Here is a 17,496-nt window from a genome sequence, read left to right as displayed (position 1 = left end):
TGTCGCCGGCGATTCAGAGCATTCGCTTACCGCCAGCAGGAGCTTTTTAGCGGGATGGCGGTTAGCATGGCGCCAACAAGTAAACGCATCTAAATGCGTGATCGCCCACCTCAGAAAATGGATCGGATCTTGACCGAGCGACGTCAATTCAGCGGCGGCATGCAGGGCAAAAACCTGCGCTTTGTGAAAGACACACCCAGCACAACGGGTCCGCTGGTACGCACGGGTTTTGTGTTGCTTGAGCATTTTTCGCTGCCCGCATTTACCCAGGCACTGGACACGATTATTACTGCCAACCTGCTGCGCGCCGGGCTGTTCTCATCGCGTACTTATGGATTGAGTGATGGTGAGGTGGTGAGTGACTTGGGGCTGGTGATCAGACCGGATGCGCGGATTTCCCCGGCGATGGTGAACGAACTGGACTTGCTGGTTATTTGCGGTGGCTACCGCACTGAATTGAAAACCAACGACGAACTGACGTGCCTGCTCAGGGCGGCTGCACAGGCCAAGGTCAGCTTGGGCGGTTTATGGAACGGCGCCTGGTTTCTGGCCTGCGCCGGACTGCTTGACGGTTACCGATGCGCCATTCATCCCGAACACCGTCCTGCGTTGGCGGAAGTCGCCAAGACCGCACAGGTCACCAGCGAGTCTTTTGTGATTGATCGTGATCGACTGACAGCCTCAAGCCCCACGGGGGCCTTTCAGATGGCGCTGGCCTGGATCAAGGGGCTGCATGACAAGGCGTTGATCGAGGGAATTGAGGATATTCTCGCGTTCGAAGAGTCACGCTATCGGCGCATCAAACCTGCCGAAAACATTTGCGTGAGTGCGCCGTTGCGTGAAGTCGTCAAGTTGATGGATGCCAACCTGGAAGAGCCGCTGGAGCTGGAACAATTGGCTGTCTACGTGGGGCGTTCTCGACGTCAGCTCGAACGTTTGTTCAAAGAGCAGTTGGGCACTACGCCACAGCGCTATTACCTGGAACTGCGCATCACGGAAGCGCGGCGGTTGTTGCAACACACTGAGCTGTCGCAGGTCGATGTGTTGGTGGCCTGCGGGTTTGTTTCACCCAGTCATTTCAGCAAATGCTACAGCGCGTACTTTGGCTACAGGCCGTCCAAGGAAGTGCGCCTGACCAAGTAGCCTGCGCCCGGTGAGGGTGCTTGACCCGTATCAAGGCCAATGCCTCACTCTTAGCCTATGCTCCATGCGTTTTCAGGGATCAGGAGAAGGCCATGAACGCCCCCGCAACTACACCGCAGCCATCCGCGGCAAAAATGAAGCTGCCCTTGGGCCTGGTGATTGCCGTGTTGGTGATGGTGGGGGTGCTGCTCTTGCCATTGCCCGCCGACTTGCCCGTTGCCGGGCATCGCATGCTGGCAATTCTGGCTTTCGCCGTAGTGGTGTGGATCACCGAGGCGGTGTCCTACGAAGCCAGTGCGATCATGATCACGTCGCTCATGGCGTTCTTGATTGGCATGGCCCCCACATTGCAAGACCCGAGCAAGCTTTATGGCACCAATGCCGGCATCACCATGGCCTTGACCGGGTTCTCCAATGCCGCGCTGGCGCTGGTAGCCGGCGCTTTATTCATTGCCGCCGCCATGACCCATACCGGACTGGACCGGCGTATTGCGTTGGTGACGCTGTCGCGTATCGGCACCAGTACCCGGCGCATTTTGCTGGGCGCCATTGCGGTGACCATCCTGCTTAGCCTGGTGGTGCCCAGTGCCACTGCTCGCAGTGCGTGTGTGGTGCCAATCATGATGGGCGTGATCCTGGCGTTTGGCGTGGACAAACGCTCCAATATCGCCGCAGGCATCATGATTGTCGTGGCTCAAGGCACCAGCATCTGGAACGTCGGGATTCAAACCGCCGCTGCGCAGAACCTGCTGACCGTGGGCTTTATGGACAAAATGCTGGGAGAGCGGGTGAACTGGCTCGACTGGCTGATTGCAGGTGCGCCGTGGGCCATCATCATGTCGGCGGTGTTGCTGTTTGTGGTGCTTAAGATGCTGCCACCGGAAAGCGACAGCATTCCCGGTGGCAAGGAAGCGGTTGAACAATCGCTGGCCGAATTGGGCCCGATGACGGCGCCGCAGAAACGCTTGATGGCGGTCTCCATCGCTTTGCTGCTGGCATGGGCCACAGAAGGCAAACTGCACAGCTTTGACACCACCTCGACGACCTACGCGGGATTGGTGTTTTTACTGTTGCCGCGCTACGGCGTAATGACCTGGAAAGACGTTCAGTCGCGTATCCCGTGGGGCACGGTCATTGTGTTCGGGGTCGGGATCAGTTTGGGTACTGCGTTACTGACCACCCAAGCCGGACAATGGTTGGGTGCTCAGGTAGTTGAAAATACCGGGCTGGATCAGGTCGGGCCGTTGGGGATTTTCGCCATTCTGGGCGCGTTTCTGATACTGATTCACTTGGGCTTTGCCAGTGCAACGGCCTTGACCTCGGCGCTGTTGCCGATTTTGATTGCCGTGCTACAAACCCTGCCGGGGGAATTCAATCGGTTAGGCATGACCATGTTGCTCGGCTTTGTGGTCAGCTACGGATTTATTCTGCCCATCAATGCGCCGCAAAACATGGTCTGTCTCGGTACGCAAACCTTTACCGCCAAACAGTTTGCCAAGGTTGGGCTGATTGTTACGGCGGTAGGCTACTTGCTGATGTTGTTGTTTGGCGCGACGTACTGGAGTTGGTTGGGCTGGATGTAGAGATGCACGGGGGCTAAAAATTTTAGCTCCCGCCTTCATTGCCCCCGCCACTGCTGACTTCCGGCGGTACATCTTCACCAGCCATGCGCTTGCGAAACAATGACGTTCGAGCCAGCAGCAACGTCGTCACGGGTACCGTGATCGCCAGTAGAATCGGGATCAGCCACGCGTGCAGTACCAGTGTCGACTTGAGCGCCGAGAAGTACAGGATTGAAGCCAGTGCCACGCACCAGGCGCCCAGGGTCGATGCCAGTGCGGGTGGGTGCATACGCTGGAAAAAGTCTTTAAGACGCAGCAATCCGATAGCGCCGCACAGAGCAAACACACTGCTCAACACCAGCAGCCCGGCCACCGGGATTTCGATCCACAGTGATAACTCGCTGATTGAATTCATTCGATTACCTCGCCTCGCAAGAGGAATTTGGCCAGTGCAAACGAACCGACAAAGCCGAACAGAGCAATCAGCAGTGCGCCTTCAAAATAGGTGTCACTGGCGTAACGGATGCCCAGCACGAGCATCATCAGCATCGCCAGTATGTACAGGTAGTCCAGGGCCAGTACCCGATCCTGAGCAGACGGTCCCTTGAACAGCCGGATCACGGTCAGCACCATGGCCACGCTGAATATAAACAGACTGAGCAAGATGGCATTGGAGAGCAGGGCACTCATTCAAAGATCTCCATGAGGGGGCGTTCGTAGGCAGTTTTGAAATGCTCGATAAACGTCACTTCGTCATCCAGGTCGAACACATGCAACAGAAGAACGCTGCGATCCAACGCCAGCTCTGACCAGATAGTGCCCGGCACCACTGTAGTAATCATCGACAAGGCAGCCAGCCCGTTGGCATCGCGCAAATCCAGCGGAATTTTTATAAAACGCGAGCGCGGCGGATGGTGGCCCGCCCTGAGCACACCCCAGGCCACGGCAATGTTCGACATGACAACGTCACGGCCCACCATAAAGAACAGCTTGATCATCACCCCGGGGCGGCGAATACGGATGGGCAGCGGTCGCAGCGGCGCGAACATCAGTGGCGCGAGAAAGCCCAGCACTGCACCGAGCAACAGGTTACCGGCACTCAGTGAGAGATTGAGCAGTAGCCACAGCACCCATAACGACAAAGACAACCATGGCGCGGGAAAAAGACGCTTCATGGCTGTACCTCCAGCATCGCCGCCTTGGCTTCAGGGCTCGGTATGGGGCGCGTGCCTATCACCGACATGACGTAATGCTCGGGATTATTCAGGCTGTCGGCCGCGGCTTGTGTGTAATTCAAAACGGGCTCGGCCTTGAAGGTCAACACCACGGTCAAACCAAGCAGCAGCACAATGGGGATGTACTCATAGCGACGCAGCAAGGGCGAGGGCCGCTCAAGAGGAGTCCAGAAACGCTGAATGCCCATTCGCGAAAACGCAATCAAGGACGCCAGACCTGAGAGTATCAATAGGGCCACAAGGCACCACGCGGCAGTCGAGATCGGTGCGTCGGGTGCATTTCCCAACCCGGAAGGGTTGAGCAATGCGTTGAGCAGACTGAGCTTGCCTATAAAGCCGGAGAGGGGTGGCATGCCAATGATCAGCAGCGCGCAGGCGATAAAGCTCAACCCCAGAAGGGCCATGGTCCAGGGAATGATCTGCCCGACGACGGCTTTTTGCTCGTCATCCAGATTGGTGCCCCTTGGTGGGTTCAATGACTCCATCAGACTTGGCAGTTGACCGACATCGTCCTCCAGCATCATTTCGTTGGAAGAGCGTGAGCGCTCAATCAACTCAGCCAGCAAGAACAAGGCACACAAGGCCAGCGAAGAACTGATCAGATAAAACAGTGCTGCAGCGGTCAGGTTGGGCTGGGCGAAACCGATCGCCGACAGCAGGATGCCTGCGGACACCAGAATGCTCAGACTGGCCAGGCGCTCCAGACGCTGGGCCGCAAGAATGGCAATGGCGGCGCAGACAATAGTGGCCATGCCACCGTAAATCAGCCAGTCACTGCCAAAGTAGGCCGAAGCCCCAGCCTGCCCTGAAAACAGCAGTGTCCATAGCCGCAGCAGGGTATACACCCCGACTTTGGTCATGATCGCGAACAAGGCGGCGACCGGTGCGCTGGCAGCCGAATAGGCAGGGACCAGCCAGAAGTTAAGGGGCCACATGCCTGCCTTGGCCAGAAAGGCGATGGCCAGAATGGCCGCGCCAGCATGCAACAGGCCGCGATCGGCTTCCGTAACCAGCGGAATTTTAAGCGCCAGATCCGCCATGTTCAGCGTGCCAGTGACGCCGTAAATCAAGGCCGCACCGATCAGGAACAAAGAAGATGCCAGCAGGTTGATGGAGATGTAATGCAGGCCCGCGGACACGCGTGCCTTGCCTGAACCGTGAAGCATCAATCCATAGGAAGCGGCGAGCAGCACTTCGAAGAACACAAACAAATTGAAAATGTCTGCGGTCAGGAATGCGCCGTACAGGCCCATCAGCTGTATCTGGAACAGGGCATGAAAGCTGGCGCCGGCCCGGTCCCAGCGCGCCATGGCAAACAGCAGTGCGCAACTGGCCATGATTGAGGTCAATACCAGCATCAAGGCGGATAAACGATCGACTACCAGGGCAATCCCGAACGGAACATTCCAGTTGCTGGGCAGGTATACGCCGATCGCGGCTGGCGCTGATTGTTGTTGAGTCCAGAGCAGCAACAAGGCCGCAATGCCCACACCCGTCAAGGTGGAGATCAGGTTGATTCGGGCCTTGAGCGGGCGACGTTTTTCACCCAGTAACAGCATGCATGCCGCTGTGAGCAACGGCAGCAAAATGGGCGCGACGATCAGATGGGGCATCAAATTCATTCTTTAGGCTCCCGGCCATCAACGTGGTCGGTACCGGTCAGGCCTCGAGAGGCCAGCAAGACCACCAGAAACAGCGCGGTCATGGCAAAACTGATGACGATGGCGGTCAAAACCAGAGCCTGTGGCAGCGGGTCTGTGTAATTGAGCAGGTCTTGTGGCACGCCGTCCTTGATCACCGGCTCTTTGCCGATAAACAGGCTGCCCATGCTGAAGATAAACAGGTTGACCCCATAGGACAGCAGGCACAGGCCCATGACCACTTGAAAAGTACGCGGGCGCAGGACCAACCAGGTCCCGGACGCCGCGAGTACTCCAATTGCAATTGCAATGACTTCTTCCATCAGGCGGCTCCCGTCTTGGGTTGAGCGCCAGGCTGATTACCTGGGCGATGGGCGCGAACAGACTGGTGCGCCAGTGCCGTGAGGATCAGCAAGGTGGCACCGACTACGACGGCGTAAACGCCTATGTCGAAAAACAGTGCGCTGGCGACGTGGATATCGCCCAGCAGTGGCAAATTGAAGTGCGCGGTATGGGTTGTCAGGAACGGATAGCCCAGCGGGATCGAGCCAACCCCGGTCAGAGTGGCGCACAGCAGGCCTGTGCCCATCCAGCGCAAAGGTCGCAAACTCATCTGCGCTTCGACCCACTGCGTACCTGCCACCATGTATTGCAGGATAAACGCGACGCTCATCACCAACCCGGCGACAAAGCCGCCACCTGGCTGATTATGGCCTCGCATAAACAGATACATCGACACCATAAAAGCAATCGGCAGCAGCAAGCGCACCAGCACGGCAGGCACCATCATAAAGCCCAGGGCGGTATCGCTGGCGCTGCGCGGATTAACCAGGTCAGTGACGACGTCCTTGGCCAGCAGGCGCTGTTGGGCGGGCAATTGCATGCTTTCTTTTGGAGGGCGGAAGCGACGTAACAGGGCAAATACCGTCAACGCCACAGCGACCAGTACGGTGATCTCACCCAGCGTGTCGAAACCCCGGAAGTCCACCAGCATGACATTGACCACATTGCTGCCGCCGCCTTCAGGCAAGGCGCGACTGAGGTAAAACGAGGAAATATCGTTTGGGGTCTGTCGCGTCAGCATGGCGTAAGACAGCAAGGCCATTCCGCCGCCTACTGCAGCGGACAGCAGCAAGTCGCGCAGACGACGGATACGCGCTCTGCGCAACGTGCCGGGCAGTGGAGAGACCTCTTCGATACGACGAGGCAGCCAGCGCAGGCCGAGCAGAATAAGCACGGTGGTCACCACTTCGACCACCAATTGGGTCAGCGCCAGATCAGGCGCCGAGAACCATACAAAGGTCACGCAGGTCATGAGACCGCAGACGCTGACCATGGTCAGCGCTGCCAGACGGTGATACTTGGCTTGCCAGGCAGCGCCCAATGCACAGGCAATTGCCAGCAGCCACAGGGTCACGAAGACGATCGACCCCGGTATTTTCGGCCGATCACCCCAGCTCAGACCGCCGTTGTACATGGGAATCAGGCCTGCAATGACCGCGACCATGATGAGCAGGAATAGCTGGCTTTGCAGGCGATGAGTGCTGATGCGCCGCTCAATGCGCCGTGCCCCGCGCATCAGTACCACCACGCTGCGCTCAAAGAAGCGCTTGCCATTGAAGAATCTGATCAGTGGGGGCAACGCATAACGGCCCAGCTTGAGTTGTTTGCGCAGTACTACATACAGCAGGATGCCGCCGGACATGGCGATCAGGCTCATGATCATCGGTGCATTCAAACCGTGCCAGATGGCAAGGCTGTATTCAGGCAGTTCACCCCCCACCACCGGTTGCGCAGCAGCGGCCAGTAATGGGCCTACGGTATGCGCTGGAAAAATACCGACCATCAGGCAGGTAAACACCAGTAGCTCAACCGGGGCACGCATCCAGCGCGGCGGCTCGTGGGGTGTTAGCGGCAGGTCGGTGGGCGGTGGGCCGAAGAACACGTCCACGGTAAAGCGCAGGGCGTAGGCAACGCTGAAAGTACCGGCGATGGTAGCGATCACCGGCAAGGCGATTTCAACCCAGGCGGTGGAGTTGATAAACACTGTTTCGGCGAAGAACATCTCTTTGGAGAGGAAACCGTTCAGCAACGGCACGCCTGCCATCGAGGCACTGGCAACCATGGCCAGCGTCGCGGTGTAGGGCATTAGCTTGAACAGACCGCTGAGTTTGCGGATGTCCCGTGTACCCGTTTCATGGTCGATGATGCCCGCGGCCATAAACAGTGACGCTTTGAAGGTCGCGTGGTTAAGAATGTGGAACACCGCAGCGACGGCAGCCAAAGGGCTATTTAGACCAAGCAGCAACGTTATCAGGCCCAAGTGGCTGATGGTCGAATAAGCCAGCAGGCCCTTGAGGTCGTTTTGAAACATTGCACAGTAGGCGCCGAGCACTAGAGTGCAGGCGCCAGCCCCGCTGACGATCCAGAACCACTCCTCAGTACCCGACAGCGAGGGCCAGAGGCGGGCGAGCAAAAACACACCGGCCTTGACCATGGTTGCCGAGTGAAGATAAGCCGAGACGGGTGTCGGTGCCGCCATGGCATGGGGCAACCAGAAGTGAAACGGGAATTGCGCACTTTTGCTCAGGGCGCCGATGAGGATAAGAGGAAGCAGAATCGGATACAGGCTGTGGGCGCGAATTTTGTCGCCTGCTGCCAGCACGGCATCCAGATCATAGCTGCCGACGACATGGCCAAGCAGCATGACCCCCGCCAGCAAGCACAACCCGCCCGCGCCTGTGACCATCAACGCCATATAGGCGCCGCGTCGGGCATCTGAGCGATGGTGCCAGTAACCAATCAACAAGAAAGAAAAAAGGCTGGTGAGCTCCCAGAAAAACACGATCTGGATCAAATTGCCTGAAATGACCAGGCCGAGCATCGCCCCCATAAAGGCTAGAAAAAAAGCAAAGAAGCGCGGTACCGGATCATCAGGGGACATGTAGTAGCGGGCATACAACGACACCAGCGTGCCAATACCCAATACCAGAATCGAGAACAGCCATGCGAACCCGTCCATGCGCAGGACGAAATTCAACCCAAGACTGGGCAGCCACATAAACTCTTCACGAATCACGCCACCGTGTGCGATTTGTGGGTAGAGCAGGGCAACCTGGATTGTACCGATCAGAGCAATCAGACCAGCCAGCAGGGATTCACTGTTACGCGCGTTGTGCGGCAAAACAGCCGCCAGACAGCTGCCTACAAAGGGCAGAAGCAGTAGAACTATCAGGGACATAGGCTTCTAATCTGCAGGAGTTTGTGAGCGATCATACGTGGCGGCAGGTCGATCACCAATAAGCAAGCTGGAGATGAATCCTACAAAATGTGTGCAAAGAGTCAGTGACACTGCTCAATTACCTCCCTGTATATGCGCATTAGAGTGTGGGGTTGTGCCTAGAGCATCAGTCACAGGCTTTATTATTAGGCTTCGCCTCCGTATCACCGAGAGCTTTACCCTTGAGTTTTAACTCACTCACGATGACTGCCGCAACAATCAGCACCGCACCAAGCAAGGCAATGGCGGGTAAGCGCTCGCCGGCCAAACGCCCTGCGATCCCCGCCCAGACCGGTTCTCCCGCATAAATAAGCGTGGCCCGAGTAGGCGAAACGCTCTTCTGTGCCCAGTTCATGGCAACCTGAATCACGGCACTGGCAGCACCCAACCCCAGCGCGCTGGCTAACAGAAGCCATGAGAAATCAGGGATGGCCTCCTGTGTGGGAACTGTCATCAAGAACGCCAATAGAGACGCCGTACTCAGTTGTATGACCGTGACTCGGCGAACATCGACCTTGCCAGCATAGGCGCTGATGAGGATTATTTCTGCGGCGATGGCAATAGCGCTGATCAGCGTTGTGATTTCACCTGGGCTGAAGTTCAGCGATGCGCCGCCAGGCCCGGACAACAGCATCAATCCTGAAAATGCCAGAACGATCCCTATGCTCGGCATCAGACCTGGCCGGCGCCCCAGTACCAACCACTGTAAAAGTGGTACGAAAGGGACATAGAGGGCGGTAATAAAAGCTGACTGACTACTGGGAATGGTTTGTAAACCGATGGTCTGCAAACCGTAACCGAGCATGATAGCCACGCCGATAAACACCCCAGCCTTTATTTCCAGCGCCGTGAAGCCGCGCAGGTTGCGAATCGAAAACAAGGCCACGAACAGGGCAGCAGCAGCAAAACGCAGGCCGACAAAAAACATCGGACCGCTTGACGTCAACGCGTTCTGGACGAGTAGAAATGTCATGCCCCAGACCACAGTAATGAGGATCAGAACGCACTCGGCCTTGCTGAAACGGGACGTAAGAGATAACAGTTTGGAATGTTTCAACATCGTCATTGCCTTGCACGCTGCCGGTGGTGGGACGCACAATGCGCCAAAGCTGAGCAGTATACTGCGCAGCCCCACAAGGTGAGCAATATAGTGCCCAAAGAAAATTCACAGCGCGCATCGGTTTTACAACATGTCAGCCAGAACGTAAGACGTCTGAGACTGCTTGCGCACATGAGCCAGAGTTCATTGGCCGAAGTGTCGGGGGTCAGTCGTCGCATGTTGGTGGCTATAGAAGCGGGCGAGAAAAATGTCAGTTTGAGCACCCTCGATCGTGTAGCCGAAGCGTTGGATGTCGCATTCAGTGACTTGATACAAGCACCGGGGGCCGCTGATACCAGTCGTATCAATGAAGTGGCCTGGACGGGATCAACAGCACGAAGTAAAGCCGTGTTATTGGCCAAGGCTGTGGCCAAAAAAGAAGTGGAGTTGTGGGAATGGACACTGGAGCCGGGGGAGCAGTATCAGTCTCAGGCAGATGCCGAAGGCTGGAGCGAACAGCTCTACGTATTTGAAGGCTGCTTGACCTTGGTCATTGACGATCAAGTACTGCTGGTAGGTGCGAACGAGTTTTACATGTACCCCAGTAACAAGCCTCATGCTTACCGCAACGATGGTGATGTGGTCCTGCGCTTTATCCGCAATGTAGTGATATGAGGGCAGGTGGCGGGACATGAGTCCCGCCGAACCAGGCTGCTGACAATAGGCGCTCGCGGCTCTTGCAGCTCCTCAGCTGAGACTGCGCAAGCGGGGTATGTACTGACTGGGGGAATCAGCCCGAGAGCCATTTGCACAGCAGACTGGAGCATACAATCACTTAGCGAATGTTTTTGATGCTGCCTTTGTTGCCGGTCACGGTCACATTCACCTTTTTGAAGATGAAATAGTCTTCAACAGACACGGCATAGCGCGGGGCAACGATCAAATCAGAGCCTGAGCTCTTGACCGCTTTGTACGCAGCGGCGGCTTTGGTCGCCGATATTGGATCTGGCAGGCTGAAAGCTGGAGCAGGACCGCCATAGGTCACACCGTCTGCGAACTCGCTGTCGCCACTGATTTTCAGCACGCCAAACAAAATGTTTGAAGTTGACTGGCCAGTAATTTCCCCGCCTACGTCAATGTTTGCCTTCAGGTCGGCAGTTACAGTGCCTGCTATCGGAGCGTTAGGCTGGCTAACGTTGTGGCTCATGCAGCCTGTTGTAGTCAATACCACTACAGCAGCAGCTGCAGACATCCATAATTTGTTCATTGCAAAGCTCCAAAAAAGTGCGTCAGTCCGTTCGTTAACGGCGGCGAGACTTTACGTCAGCACTTAGTGGGTGGAAGTCGGCCAACGTCAGAGGCTGTGGGCAAAAGTGACGCGTTTAGTAGGACAGGCAGATCCACCTTGTAGATTGATGCGAGCCTGCAAAAACGGGAGGGTAATGACGTGAGACAGCGGGCTGGGTGATCTACTAAAAATTATTAGAATTCAGGGGGTTGCCAGCATCGTTCTTCTCGTACATAATGCGCGCCATCAGCTCAGGGCAACCACCTGAATGTCTGAAGATTCATAGGCTTGAGACGATTTGATCGTACGAGCAAGATTTTATTTTTGATCTTGAATATCTGAGTTCAAAAATATTTGGCCGAATAGCAAAATGGTTATGCAGCGGATTGCAAATCCGCCCACGCCGGTTCGATTCCGGCTTCGGCCTCCACATTCGAAAGCCCCGTAGACCTTGGTCTACGGGGTTTTTTTATGCCTGCGATTTGAGGATCAGTTCCGCAATCTGGCTTTTATTGCGAAATTTAGGCGATGGTTCGGGTGATTATGCAGTGCATGCATTCCAGCGCTAATTGCCTTGCTAATGAGCTGAATTCGACAAAACGCATTCACGCCACCGCCGAAAATCTCGGTCGCTTCACGTTGGTCAAGATCCAGTTTTTTGCGCACGGTGGTGATAAAGCCCGGATCTACAATCGCGGCATTCACTTGTTTGTTGAAGGCCAGCATTGCACCACTGACACGGGTTGATTGGCTGGCATCCAGCACAGCGTCTCCACAGGTCGGGCAGAAGGCGCCAGTAACGACTGGTATCGATGTAGATGCGTTCTTGTAGGCATACGGCAGATCCCGGGTTTGAATCACCCTCGCTGCCGCGCCGCAAACTGGGCAATTCATTAACGCTGATGCTCTTGCACATACTGCTGCAACGCCTGATCCAGTCGCGTTTGCCAGCCACTGCCGCCTGCCTTGAAGTAATCCACCACCTCGGGGGAAAGGCGCAAAGTGACCCGCTCCTTGACCGGCGCTTTCTGTGGGCCTCGCTCGCCACGACGGCGCACCGTTGCCTGTTCAAAAAAGGCGTCTACAGCCGCCGGGTCATTGGGGTCATACAGCGCCTGGGAGTCCTGTGCGATCGGCGCATCGGCAGCCGCTTCGCGCTTGACCCGTTCCCAGTCAGTCTTGCTGGAGGCTTGCATAATATTTTCTCTCCTGTTTCGACGCGCGGCGCAATGAAATTGCCCGGATGTCCTGGTCGCGTTCAACGTAGACGAGCACAAGTACGATACCCACAATTTCGACCATCGCCACGTCCATCAATCTGCTTTCACCCTCGCGAGGTGAGCAGAGCGTGATCTTGTTTGGCGCGTCGTACACCAAGCCTGCATCCGCCAGATCCAGACCATGCTTGGCAAGGTTGGCTTGGCGTTTGGCTTCGTCGTAAACGATCATTATTTTATCGTACTCACAAAAAAATAAGCAGGCAAGTCGCGTCTGGCGAGAAATAGACCGATGACGTGCAGCAAAACTAGCTTGTTTTAGAGCCTTTTAAATCTTTCTTTACTCCGATTATCGTGTGGGATTTTTCCCCGCAGGAGCCTGTATGACCCCCACCTTTCGCATCGTCGCCGACGGTGCCGACATCACCGCCCTAATCAACGACCGCCTGTTGTTACTGCGGACCACGGACAAGCCCGGCATGGAGTCCGACGACTTTGAACTGCGCATAGATGATCGCGACAGCGCCGTATCCCTGCCGAGTCGCGGGACCACTATCGAAATATTCCTCGGCTACACCGGTGCCGCGCTGAGCCGTATGGGACGTTACACCGTGGATGAAGTCGAACTGTCCGGCCCGCCGGACACATTGGTGATCAGGGGCAGGGCCAGCGACATGCGCGGCAGTGGCAAAACCACCCGCAGCGGGAGTTGGGAGGGCGTTAGTCTGGCCAGCATCGTCAGTGATGTGGCCGCCCGCAACGGCTGGCAGCCGGTGTGCCCGCTGGCCATTGCCGTCCCCCGTGCGGATCAGCTCAGCGAGTCGGATTTCAACTTCATCACCCGCCTGGCCAAACAGTACGACTGCACCGCCAAAGTGGCTGATGGCAAACTACTGGTCATGCAACGCCAGCCCGGACAAAGCGCAAGCGGCAAGCTACTGGGCGCGATCACCTTGACCCGTAGCGATGTCAGCCGCTGGCAGTTTCGCCTTGCCGATCGCAGCACCCACAAAGCCGTGCGCACACAGCATCAGGCCCCCAAGACGGGCAAATTGCAAATCATCACCCTGGCCAACGACGACGCCCCGGACGGCCTGCCGCCAGTGCATACCGACCGCCATATCTACCCCAACAAATCCGCCGCAGAACAAGCGGCCAAGGCTCGGCTATCCGCCTTCAACCGTTCGACTGATGCAGTTCGTCTGGAAATGCCCGGGCGCACCGACCTGTTTGCCGAACGCAGCATTAATGCCCAAGGCTTCAAGGTCGGACTTGATGGTGAATACCAGGTCGACTCGGTCGAGCAGGTATTCACCCAAAGCGGCTGGAGCACTACTGTTGAATGCAATGGCGGCAAGAAAGGCAAAGCCAAGGCCAAAGGCAAACCGCCGAAAGCGCCGCTGAAAATCGTTCAACTGTAACCCGCAGCAGCTCTACAAGCAGCCCGCCTTGTATGGGCTTCTTCGTAAGGACGAACCCCATGCCGATAAGACAGCAACAACTCCTGCAGATCCTCCCCAACGCCGGCCAATCAGCCGGCGTTTTTGTGTCTGCCCTAAACACTTCCATGAACCACTACCAGATCGTTGGCCTGAAGCGCGTAGCGGCATTCATTGCCCAGATCGGGCATGAGTCCGGCCAGCTCAAGTACGTGAAAGAGATCTGGGGGCCATGCGCGGCGGCATCCCGAAATGAGCCAAGTTCAACTTTGAGTCCGTCCCTGCTAATCAGCGACACGACTGAAAAAAAAGCTGTCCGAGGATCCAGATCAACAGAAAGTCGATGCTTTACATACTGCATGTATTCGTTGAACTGTCCCGAACCCTCGTCAAGCTCTTGCTGACTTATTAAAATCTTCTGCACTCGTCGCTTCCCTGTGTTGGATATGAGATGTAAAGCTTGGATTTCTCCGCTAGTGCTCCAGGTCCTAGCCTCCCAAGACTGCATTACCGTCAATTGCTGCCATAGAATCTGTTAACGCTTGGCCATATCAATCAACTCCACTTGATAACGATAACGTGCCGCAAGGTGCCTCACCATCACGGAGCCAAGCGATAGTCCGACAATCCCCGCGCATATCATCACTAACACCAAGTTGGGAAAGTTTTGTAGCGTCACTTCGGAGCTGATCGTGCCCCCTATCCATTTGAGACCACCGGCGGCACCTCCAAATTCCTTGGCAAAAAAATACCCGGAAGCGAGTAAGCCCAGTACTGCACTTTTATCGCCGAAAATGTGAGTGATACGAGCCTCAATACGTTTGATTTTCAACTCAAGCCAGCATTTTGCATCGACGAGAGCTTCATCGTTATGGTTGGACAGGACAAAAACCATAGCTTGCTCGTGCTTGATGTCATCCAGCAGGTTTTGAAGCGAAATATCCTTCCATCGAAATAATAACAAGCCGGACACCAGGATAGGCAGTAGCAATGCCAAAATTGCCAGCACGCATGAAAGAGTCACTATTATCAGTGCAACAAGCTTTACCCATTCATGTAGCGAGCCCCCGAAGTAGGCCCATGATGCCAAGCCCCATGCCGGCATCATCAGCATGAAAGCTACCCCCATACTCCAATTGGAAATTTGCTCACATCTTGATTCGAAGCCGGTTCGCCGCTCGGCTGCTGATCGGGGCTTGTATTGACTGAGTTCTTTGAGGACGTCCATCGTTTCGTTGATATGGCTGTTTTTATACGACGCGTTCATTCAATGAACCTTCCTTGAGGTGTGGTGTGGTTAAAACCGACACCACTAAAATAAACTGAAACTTATCACACAATAATGTCGTTCCAAGGAGCACTGCTATGAAGGTAGCTGTATTTATTAGGGTAGATGGGCGGTTTTTAAGAACTGCGGGATAGTTGGTTGAGTGTCCGCTATTGGCCGAAAGCGGTCACTCGCTAACGTCCGCTTTTTGCCTAGTACAGACTTAATAAATTTGCATGTATATGGATTTCATCCGACTAGCAGGCAGGTCTGCTAGCATCCGTTTTTGTTTTCTGAGCTACCAGCATGCTACGAAAATTCGCTTGTTCACTCCTGCTCACAATAGCTTCTCAATCAGTTCTGGCCGATCAGATTTTCCAGTGTGGTGAAGCTACAGTCACTATGAGCGTCGACACGACCCCGCCATTACGATCGACTGAAGGCGCTGAAGTCATGCTGCGTGTAGAACGAGGCTCACGTTCGACACTCCTACGGTACAGCAACGTCGATTTCATTGGCGGCGCGTGTGACACAGATGCAAGCAGTGCCCCACGAATCGTCTACCAAGCGGTATGCAGCGGCAGCGGTTGTTTCGACTTATCCAACTGGGGAGTTATCGATGCAGAGAGCTTGCAGGCATTACTCGTGCCTGCGAATGACAGTATGGAACCTGCAACTCACCTGCTTGGCCATCGGCCCACGCTCATGGGCGTAAAAAAAATGAATGTGAGTGAGGAGGCACGTCGACTAGGATTGCCAACACCGTAACGGCATTTAAGCATATCCGCTATGGGTCGAAATCGATCGTTCGCCAGCAGTTACGATTGACCGATAATTGCCCGGCGCGCTATCACTGTCATCATTCTTGAAGAAGGATCATAAGTGCTTATTACTATTCTAGACCTTCTTGAATTTCTCAGAATTTTCGAACTCTGGGATGTCTGGAAGGATGCCAGGGACGCTACTGAAGGGACCAGACTCTACCGTTGGAGGTATGTCGTTCAGGGCCTCGTTCTTCTGATCGTGCTCCCCGTGGTGATCCTGCTACCTGTGTGGATAGTATTTTTGCTCTTTAAAACATGACGTTTACTGTGGCTCATTTCGCTGATGGTCTGGAAAGTCTCCACCCTTGCAATAACGTCATCTAATGGCAGAGTTCATGACTATCATGAACCGCTGTCCAGGCAGGCGGATAACAAACCTTATAAAAGCCGTTAATTAGGGCAATGTGAGCCCTCATCAGGCCGGTATAGGCTTTAGATAGTGCACTAAATACTCCGCCTTCACGGTCTGTAGCGGCGCGGAATGCACGCAGAAAACGTTCGAATCCCTATCCTTTGACATCTGGCTCATAGGATCTAAATCAGTTCCGCACCTAAAAACGCGACCCTTTATTTACCTGAGATTCAGCCGAGCAAATTAGAAGTGTCTGCGGAATTGAAAATCAGCTAAATTTATGATTTATATAAAAAAACAGTGGATTGCAAATCCGCCCACGCCGGTTCGATTCCGGCTTCGGCCTCCACATTCGAAAGCCCCGTAGATCAAGGTCTACGGGGTTTTTTTATGTCTGTGATTTGAGGATCACTTCCGCAACTTTTAGGATCGCTTCCGCAAGTAGCCACTTCAATCCTTAAATTGGAGGACTTTCGTCGTTACCTAAGGGGCTGAAACAACGTTGCCCACCCTGCGGCATCATGCCGGCTGATCTACCTGCTGCCGAAAAAGTTGAAACTTTCCCAAGCCTTCTCGGTTTACCAAATTGCACTTATCCTCGCTCACTTCGAATGGAAGAAAAATTTCATGGGGACAGTTCAGTGGCGGCCGTATATGCACTTCACGGCTCAGTCAACAGCACTGCAAGCCTTCTACCTGATGATTGGCCGATTGAAGAAAAGAGAGCTGACTGAAGGAGAATACCCCTGTGTCGTTGTGTTCATGGCCTTTTCCATCGAGGCTTACGTCAATACCCCAGGCTCTCGTCAGATCTCGTTTTGGGACGAAATTGAAAGGTTACCTTGGCGCAAAAAGATAGAAATTTTGCATAGCGCGGCAGGTGCGCAGGCGAATTGGGCTCAAGGCCCCCTACAGTTCGCCGTAAATATTTTTAAAATTCAAGACAAGTTGGCACATGGAAAACCTGAAAAGATATGCGGTCCGTGGCGGCCTGGTAAGCCCGACGTCACCCACGAAGACAGCTTTCCCAAGCTCAAGCCGACACACCTGGCATCAATAACCTCACAGTGGCTCCTGGATTCAGCAGGAAACCTTCGCATTTTGATGAGTTATCTCGGTGAATTGTTCGACCATCCTGAGTCAGACCACCTAAGCGTTGCAGAAGGCGGTTTCGATTTCGATGATGGCGTTGACTGAGCTTGGTTGCGCA

Annotated in this window: 17 protein-coding genes, 1 tRNA gene and 1 pseudogene; 7 read left to right on the top strand and 12 right to left on the bottom strand. The window is 55.0% G+C overall.

Translation table 11 applies throughout. The annotated features are described in order from the left end of the window. Window positions 1–117: 117 nt before the first annotated feature. Both EQV93_RS07415 and EQV93_RS07410 read left to right on the top strand, forming a co-directional pair. On the top strand, window positions 118–1,143 hold the full coding sequence (locus tag EQV93_RS07415; RefSeq protein ID WP_146386389.1) for a GlxA family transcriptional regulator: 1,026 nt from the start codon (window positions 118–120) through the stop codon (window positions 1,141–1,143). Window positions 1,144–1,235: 92 nt separating this feature from the next. Continuing rightward, window positions 1,236–2,726, top strand: coding sequence for a DASS family sodium-coupled anion symporter (locus EQV93_RS07410; RefSeq protein WP_122782355.1), 1,491 nt, complete (start codon window positions 1,236–1,238; stop codon window positions 2,724–2,726). A 22-nt stretch (window positions 2,727–2,748) separates the two neighbouring features. On the opposite strand, the gene EQV93_RS07405 is transcribed toward EQV93_RS07410, so the two are convergent. The 7 genes from EQV93_RS07405 to EQV93_RS07375 form a co-directional block, all read right to left on the bottom strand. Then, window positions 2,749–3,120, bottom strand: coding sequence for a Na+/H+ antiporter subunit G (locus EQV93_RS07405; protein ID WP_122782356.1), 372 nt, complete (start codon window positions 3,118–3,120; stop codon window positions 2,749–2,751). Beyond that, window positions 3,117–3,395, bottom strand: a complete 279-nt coding sequence (locus EQV93_RS07400; RefSeq protein ID WP_122782357.1) for a K+/H+ antiporter subunit F — start codon at window positions 3,393–3,395, stop codon at window positions 3,117–3,119. Before EQV93_RS07400 ends, EQV93_RS07405 begins: the two co-directional genes overlap by 4 nt. Further along, window positions 3,392–3,880, bottom strand: a complete 489-nt coding sequence (locus tag EQV93_RS07395; protein WP_122782358.1) for a Na+/H+ antiporter subunit E — start codon at window positions 3,878–3,880, stop codon at window positions 3,392–3,394. The genes EQV93_RS07400 and EQV93_RS07395 overlap by 4 nt, the downstream gene beginning before the upstream one ends. After that, window positions 3,877–5,562 carry a monovalent cation/H+ antiporter subunit D gene (locus tag EQV93_RS07390; RefSeq protein WP_122782359.1) on the bottom strand — a complete coding sequence of 562 codons (1,686 nt, stop codon included), beginning with the start codon at window positions 5,560–5,562 and terminating at the stop codon, window positions 3,877–3,879. Before EQV93_RS07390 ends, EQV93_RS07395 begins: the two co-directional genes overlap by 4 nt. Further along, window positions 5,559–5,903, bottom strand: coding sequence for a Na+/H+ antiporter subunit C (locus tag EQV93_RS07385; protein ID WP_003446102.1), 345 nt, complete (start codon window positions 5,901–5,903; stop codon window positions 5,559–5,561). The genes EQV93_RS07390 and EQV93_RS07385 overlap by 4 nt, the downstream gene beginning before the upstream one ends. Further along, a complete protein-coding gene (locus EQV93_RS07380; RefSeq protein WP_122782360.1) occupies window positions 5,903–8,821 on the bottom strand; it encodes a monovalent cation/H+ antiporter subunit A in 2,919 nt (972 codons plus the stop codon). The genes EQV93_RS07385 and EQV93_RS07380 overlap by 1 nt, the downstream gene beginning before the upstream one ends. A 166-nt stretch (window positions 8,822–8,987) precedes the next feature. Then, on the bottom strand, window positions 8,988–9,917 hold the full coding sequence (locus EQV93_RS07375) for a DMT family transporter (RefSeq protein WP_425281169.1): 930 nt from the start codon (window positions 9,915–9,917) through the stop codon (window positions 8,988–8,990). A 93-nt stretch (window positions 9,918–10,010) separates the two neighbouring features. On the opposite strand from EQV93_RS07375, the gene EQV93_RS07370 reads away from it, so the two are divergent. Next, on the top strand, window positions 10,011–10,574 hold the full coding sequence (locus EQV93_RS07370) for a helix-turn-helix domain-containing protein (protein WP_122782362.1): 564 nt from the start codon (window positions 10,011–10,013) through the stop codon (window positions 10,572–10,574). Window positions 10,575–10,734: 160 nt separating this feature from the next. On the opposite strand, the gene EQV93_RS07365 is transcribed toward EQV93_RS07370, so the two are convergent. Further along, on the bottom strand, window positions 10,735–11,166 hold the full coding sequence (locus EQV93_RS07365; protein WP_122782363.1) for a hypothetical protein: 432 nt from the start codon (window positions 11,164–11,166) through the stop codon (window positions 10,735–10,737). Between the two features lie 377 nt (window positions 11,167–11,543). On the opposite strand from EQV93_RS07365, the gene EQV93_RS07360 reads away from it, so the two are divergent. Then, window positions 11,544–11,617 (top strand) — tRNA-Cys (locus EQV93_RS07360). A gap of 59 nt (window positions 11,618–11,676) precedes the next feature. Here the strand turns inward: EQV93_RS07360 and EQV93_RS07355 are convergent. The 3 genes from EQV93_RS07355 to EQV93_RS07345 are packed head-to-tail and all read right to left on the bottom strand — an operon-like array spanning window position 11,677 to window position 12,636. Continuing rightward, window positions 11,677–12,081 carry a type II TA system antitoxin MqsA family protein gene (locus EQV93_RS07355; protein ID WP_240891253.1) on the bottom strand — a complete coding sequence of 135 codons (405 nt, stop codon included), beginning with the start codon at window positions 12,079–12,081 and terminating at the stop codon, window positions 11,677–11,679. Next, window positions 12,081–12,383, bottom strand: a complete 303-nt coding sequence (locus EQV93_RS07350; RefSeq protein ID WP_095002901.1) for a BrnA antitoxin family protein — start codon at window positions 12,381–12,383, stop codon at window positions 12,081–12,083. Before EQV93_RS07350 ends, EQV93_RS07355 begins: the two co-directional genes overlap by 1 nt. Then, complete coding sequence (locus EQV93_RS07345; RefSeq protein WP_240891252.1) at window positions 12,361–12,636, bottom strand: BrnT family toxin; 276 nt, start codon at window positions 12,634–12,636, stop codon at window positions 12,361–12,363. The genes EQV93_RS07350 and EQV93_RS07345 overlap by 23 nt, the downstream gene beginning before the upstream one ends. 151 nt (window positions 12,637–12,787) lie before the next feature. Between EQV93_RS07345 and EQV93_RS07340 the strand changes: the two genes are divergently transcribed. Then, a complete protein-coding gene (locus tag EQV93_RS07340; protein ID WP_240891251.1) occupies window positions 12,788–13,825 on the top strand; it encodes a phage late control D family protein in 1,038 nt (345 codons plus the stop codon). 59 nt (window positions 13,826–13,884) lie between these two features. Then, a pseudogene (locus EQV93_RS07335) lies at window positions 13,885–14,115 on the top strand (glycoside hydrolase family 19 protein); the annotation flags it as partial. A gap of 263 nt (window positions 14,116–14,378) precedes the next feature. Here EQV93_RS07335 and EQV93_RS07330 read toward each other — a convergent pair. Next, a complete protein-coding gene (locus tag EQV93_RS07330; protein WP_240891250.1) occupies window positions 14,379–15,110 on the bottom strand; it encodes a hypothetical protein in 732 nt (243 codons plus the stop codon). A gap of 1,728 nt (window positions 15,111–16,838) precedes the next feature. On the opposite strand from EQV93_RS07330, the gene EQV93_RS07325 reads away from it, so the two are divergent. Next, the gene (locus tag EQV93_RS07325; RefSeq protein WP_240891249.1) at window positions 16,839–17,483 is read left to right on the top strand and encodes a hypothetical protein; all 645 of its coding nucleotides are present in this window, start codon (window positions 16,839–16,841) and stop codon (window positions 17,481–17,483) included. Window positions 17,484–17,496: the final 13 nt, after the last annotated feature.

The organism is Pseudomonas sp. TMW22091 (assembly GCF_022496705.1).
Taxonomy (GTDB): domain Bacteria; phylum Pseudomonadota; class Gammaproteobacteria; order Pseudomonadales; family Pseudomonadaceae; genus Aquipseudomonas; species Aquipseudomonas saxonica.
The sequence above is the reverse complement of the archived record's forward strand: the minus strand, read 5'-3'. Positions and strand labels throughout refer to the sequence as shown.

What these genes read in the sequence shown, in the direction of transcription:
- EQV93_RS07415 (WP_146386389.1), top strand. Translation starts at nt 118, where the DNA reads ATGGATCGGATCTTGACCGAGCGACGTCAATTCAGCGGCGGCATGCAG.
- EQV93_RS07410 (WP_122782355.1), top strand. Translation starts at nt 1,236, where the DNA reads ATGAACGCCCCCGCAACTACACCGCAGCCATCCGCGGCAAAAATGAAG.
- EQV93_RS07405 (WP_122782356.1), bottom strand. Translation starts at nt 3,120, where the DNA reads ATGAATTCAATCAGCGAGTTATCACTGTGGATCGAAATCCCGGTGGCC.
- EQV93_RS07400 (WP_122782357.1), bottom strand. Translation starts at nt 3,395, where the DNA reads ATGAGTGCCCTGCTCTCCAATGCCATCTTGCTCAGTCTGTTTATATTC.
- EQV93_RS07395 (WP_122782358.1), bottom strand. Translation starts at nt 3,880, where the DNA reads ATGAAGCGTCTTTTTCCCGCGCCATGGTTGTCTTTGTCGTTATGGGTG.
- EQV93_RS07390 (WP_122782359.1), bottom strand. Translation starts at nt 5,562, where the DNA reads ATGAATTTGATGCCCCATCTGATCGTCGCGCCCATTTTGCTGCCGTTG.
- EQV93_RS07385 (WP_003446102.1), bottom strand. Translation starts at nt 5,903, where the DNA reads ATGGAAGAAGTCATTGCAATTGCAATTGGAGTACTCGCGGCGTCCGGG.
- EQV93_RS07380 (WP_122782360.1), bottom strand. Translation starts at nt 8,821, where the DNA reads ATGTCCCTGATAGTTCTACTGCTTCTGCCCTTTGTAGGCAGCTGTCTG.
- EQV93_RS07365 (WP_122782363.1), bottom strand. Translation starts at nt 11,166, where the DNA reads ATGAACAAATTATGGATGTCTGCAGCTGCTGCTGTAGTGGTATTGACT.
- EQV93_RS07355 (WP_240891253.1), bottom strand. Translation starts at nt 12,081, where the DNA reads ATGAATTGCCCAGTTTGCGGCGCGGCAGCGAGGGTGATTCAAACCCGG.
- EQV93_RS07350 (WP_095002901.1), bottom strand. Translation starts at nt 12,383, where the DNA reads ATGCAAGCCTCCAGCAAGACTGACTGGGAACGGGTCAAGCGCGAAGCG.
- EQV93_RS07345 (WP_240891252.1), bottom strand. Translation starts at nt 12,636, where the DNA reads ATGATCGTTTACGACGAAGCCAAACGCCAAGCCAACCTTGCCAAGCAT.
- EQV93_RS07340 (WP_240891251.1), top strand. Translation starts at nt 12,788, where the DNA reads ATGACCCCCACCTTTCGCATCGTCGCCGACGGTGCCGACATCACCGCC.
- EQV93_RS07330 (WP_240891250.1), bottom strand. Translation starts at nt 15,110, where the DNA reads ATGAACGCGTCGTATAAAAACAGCCATATCAACGAAACGATGGACGTC.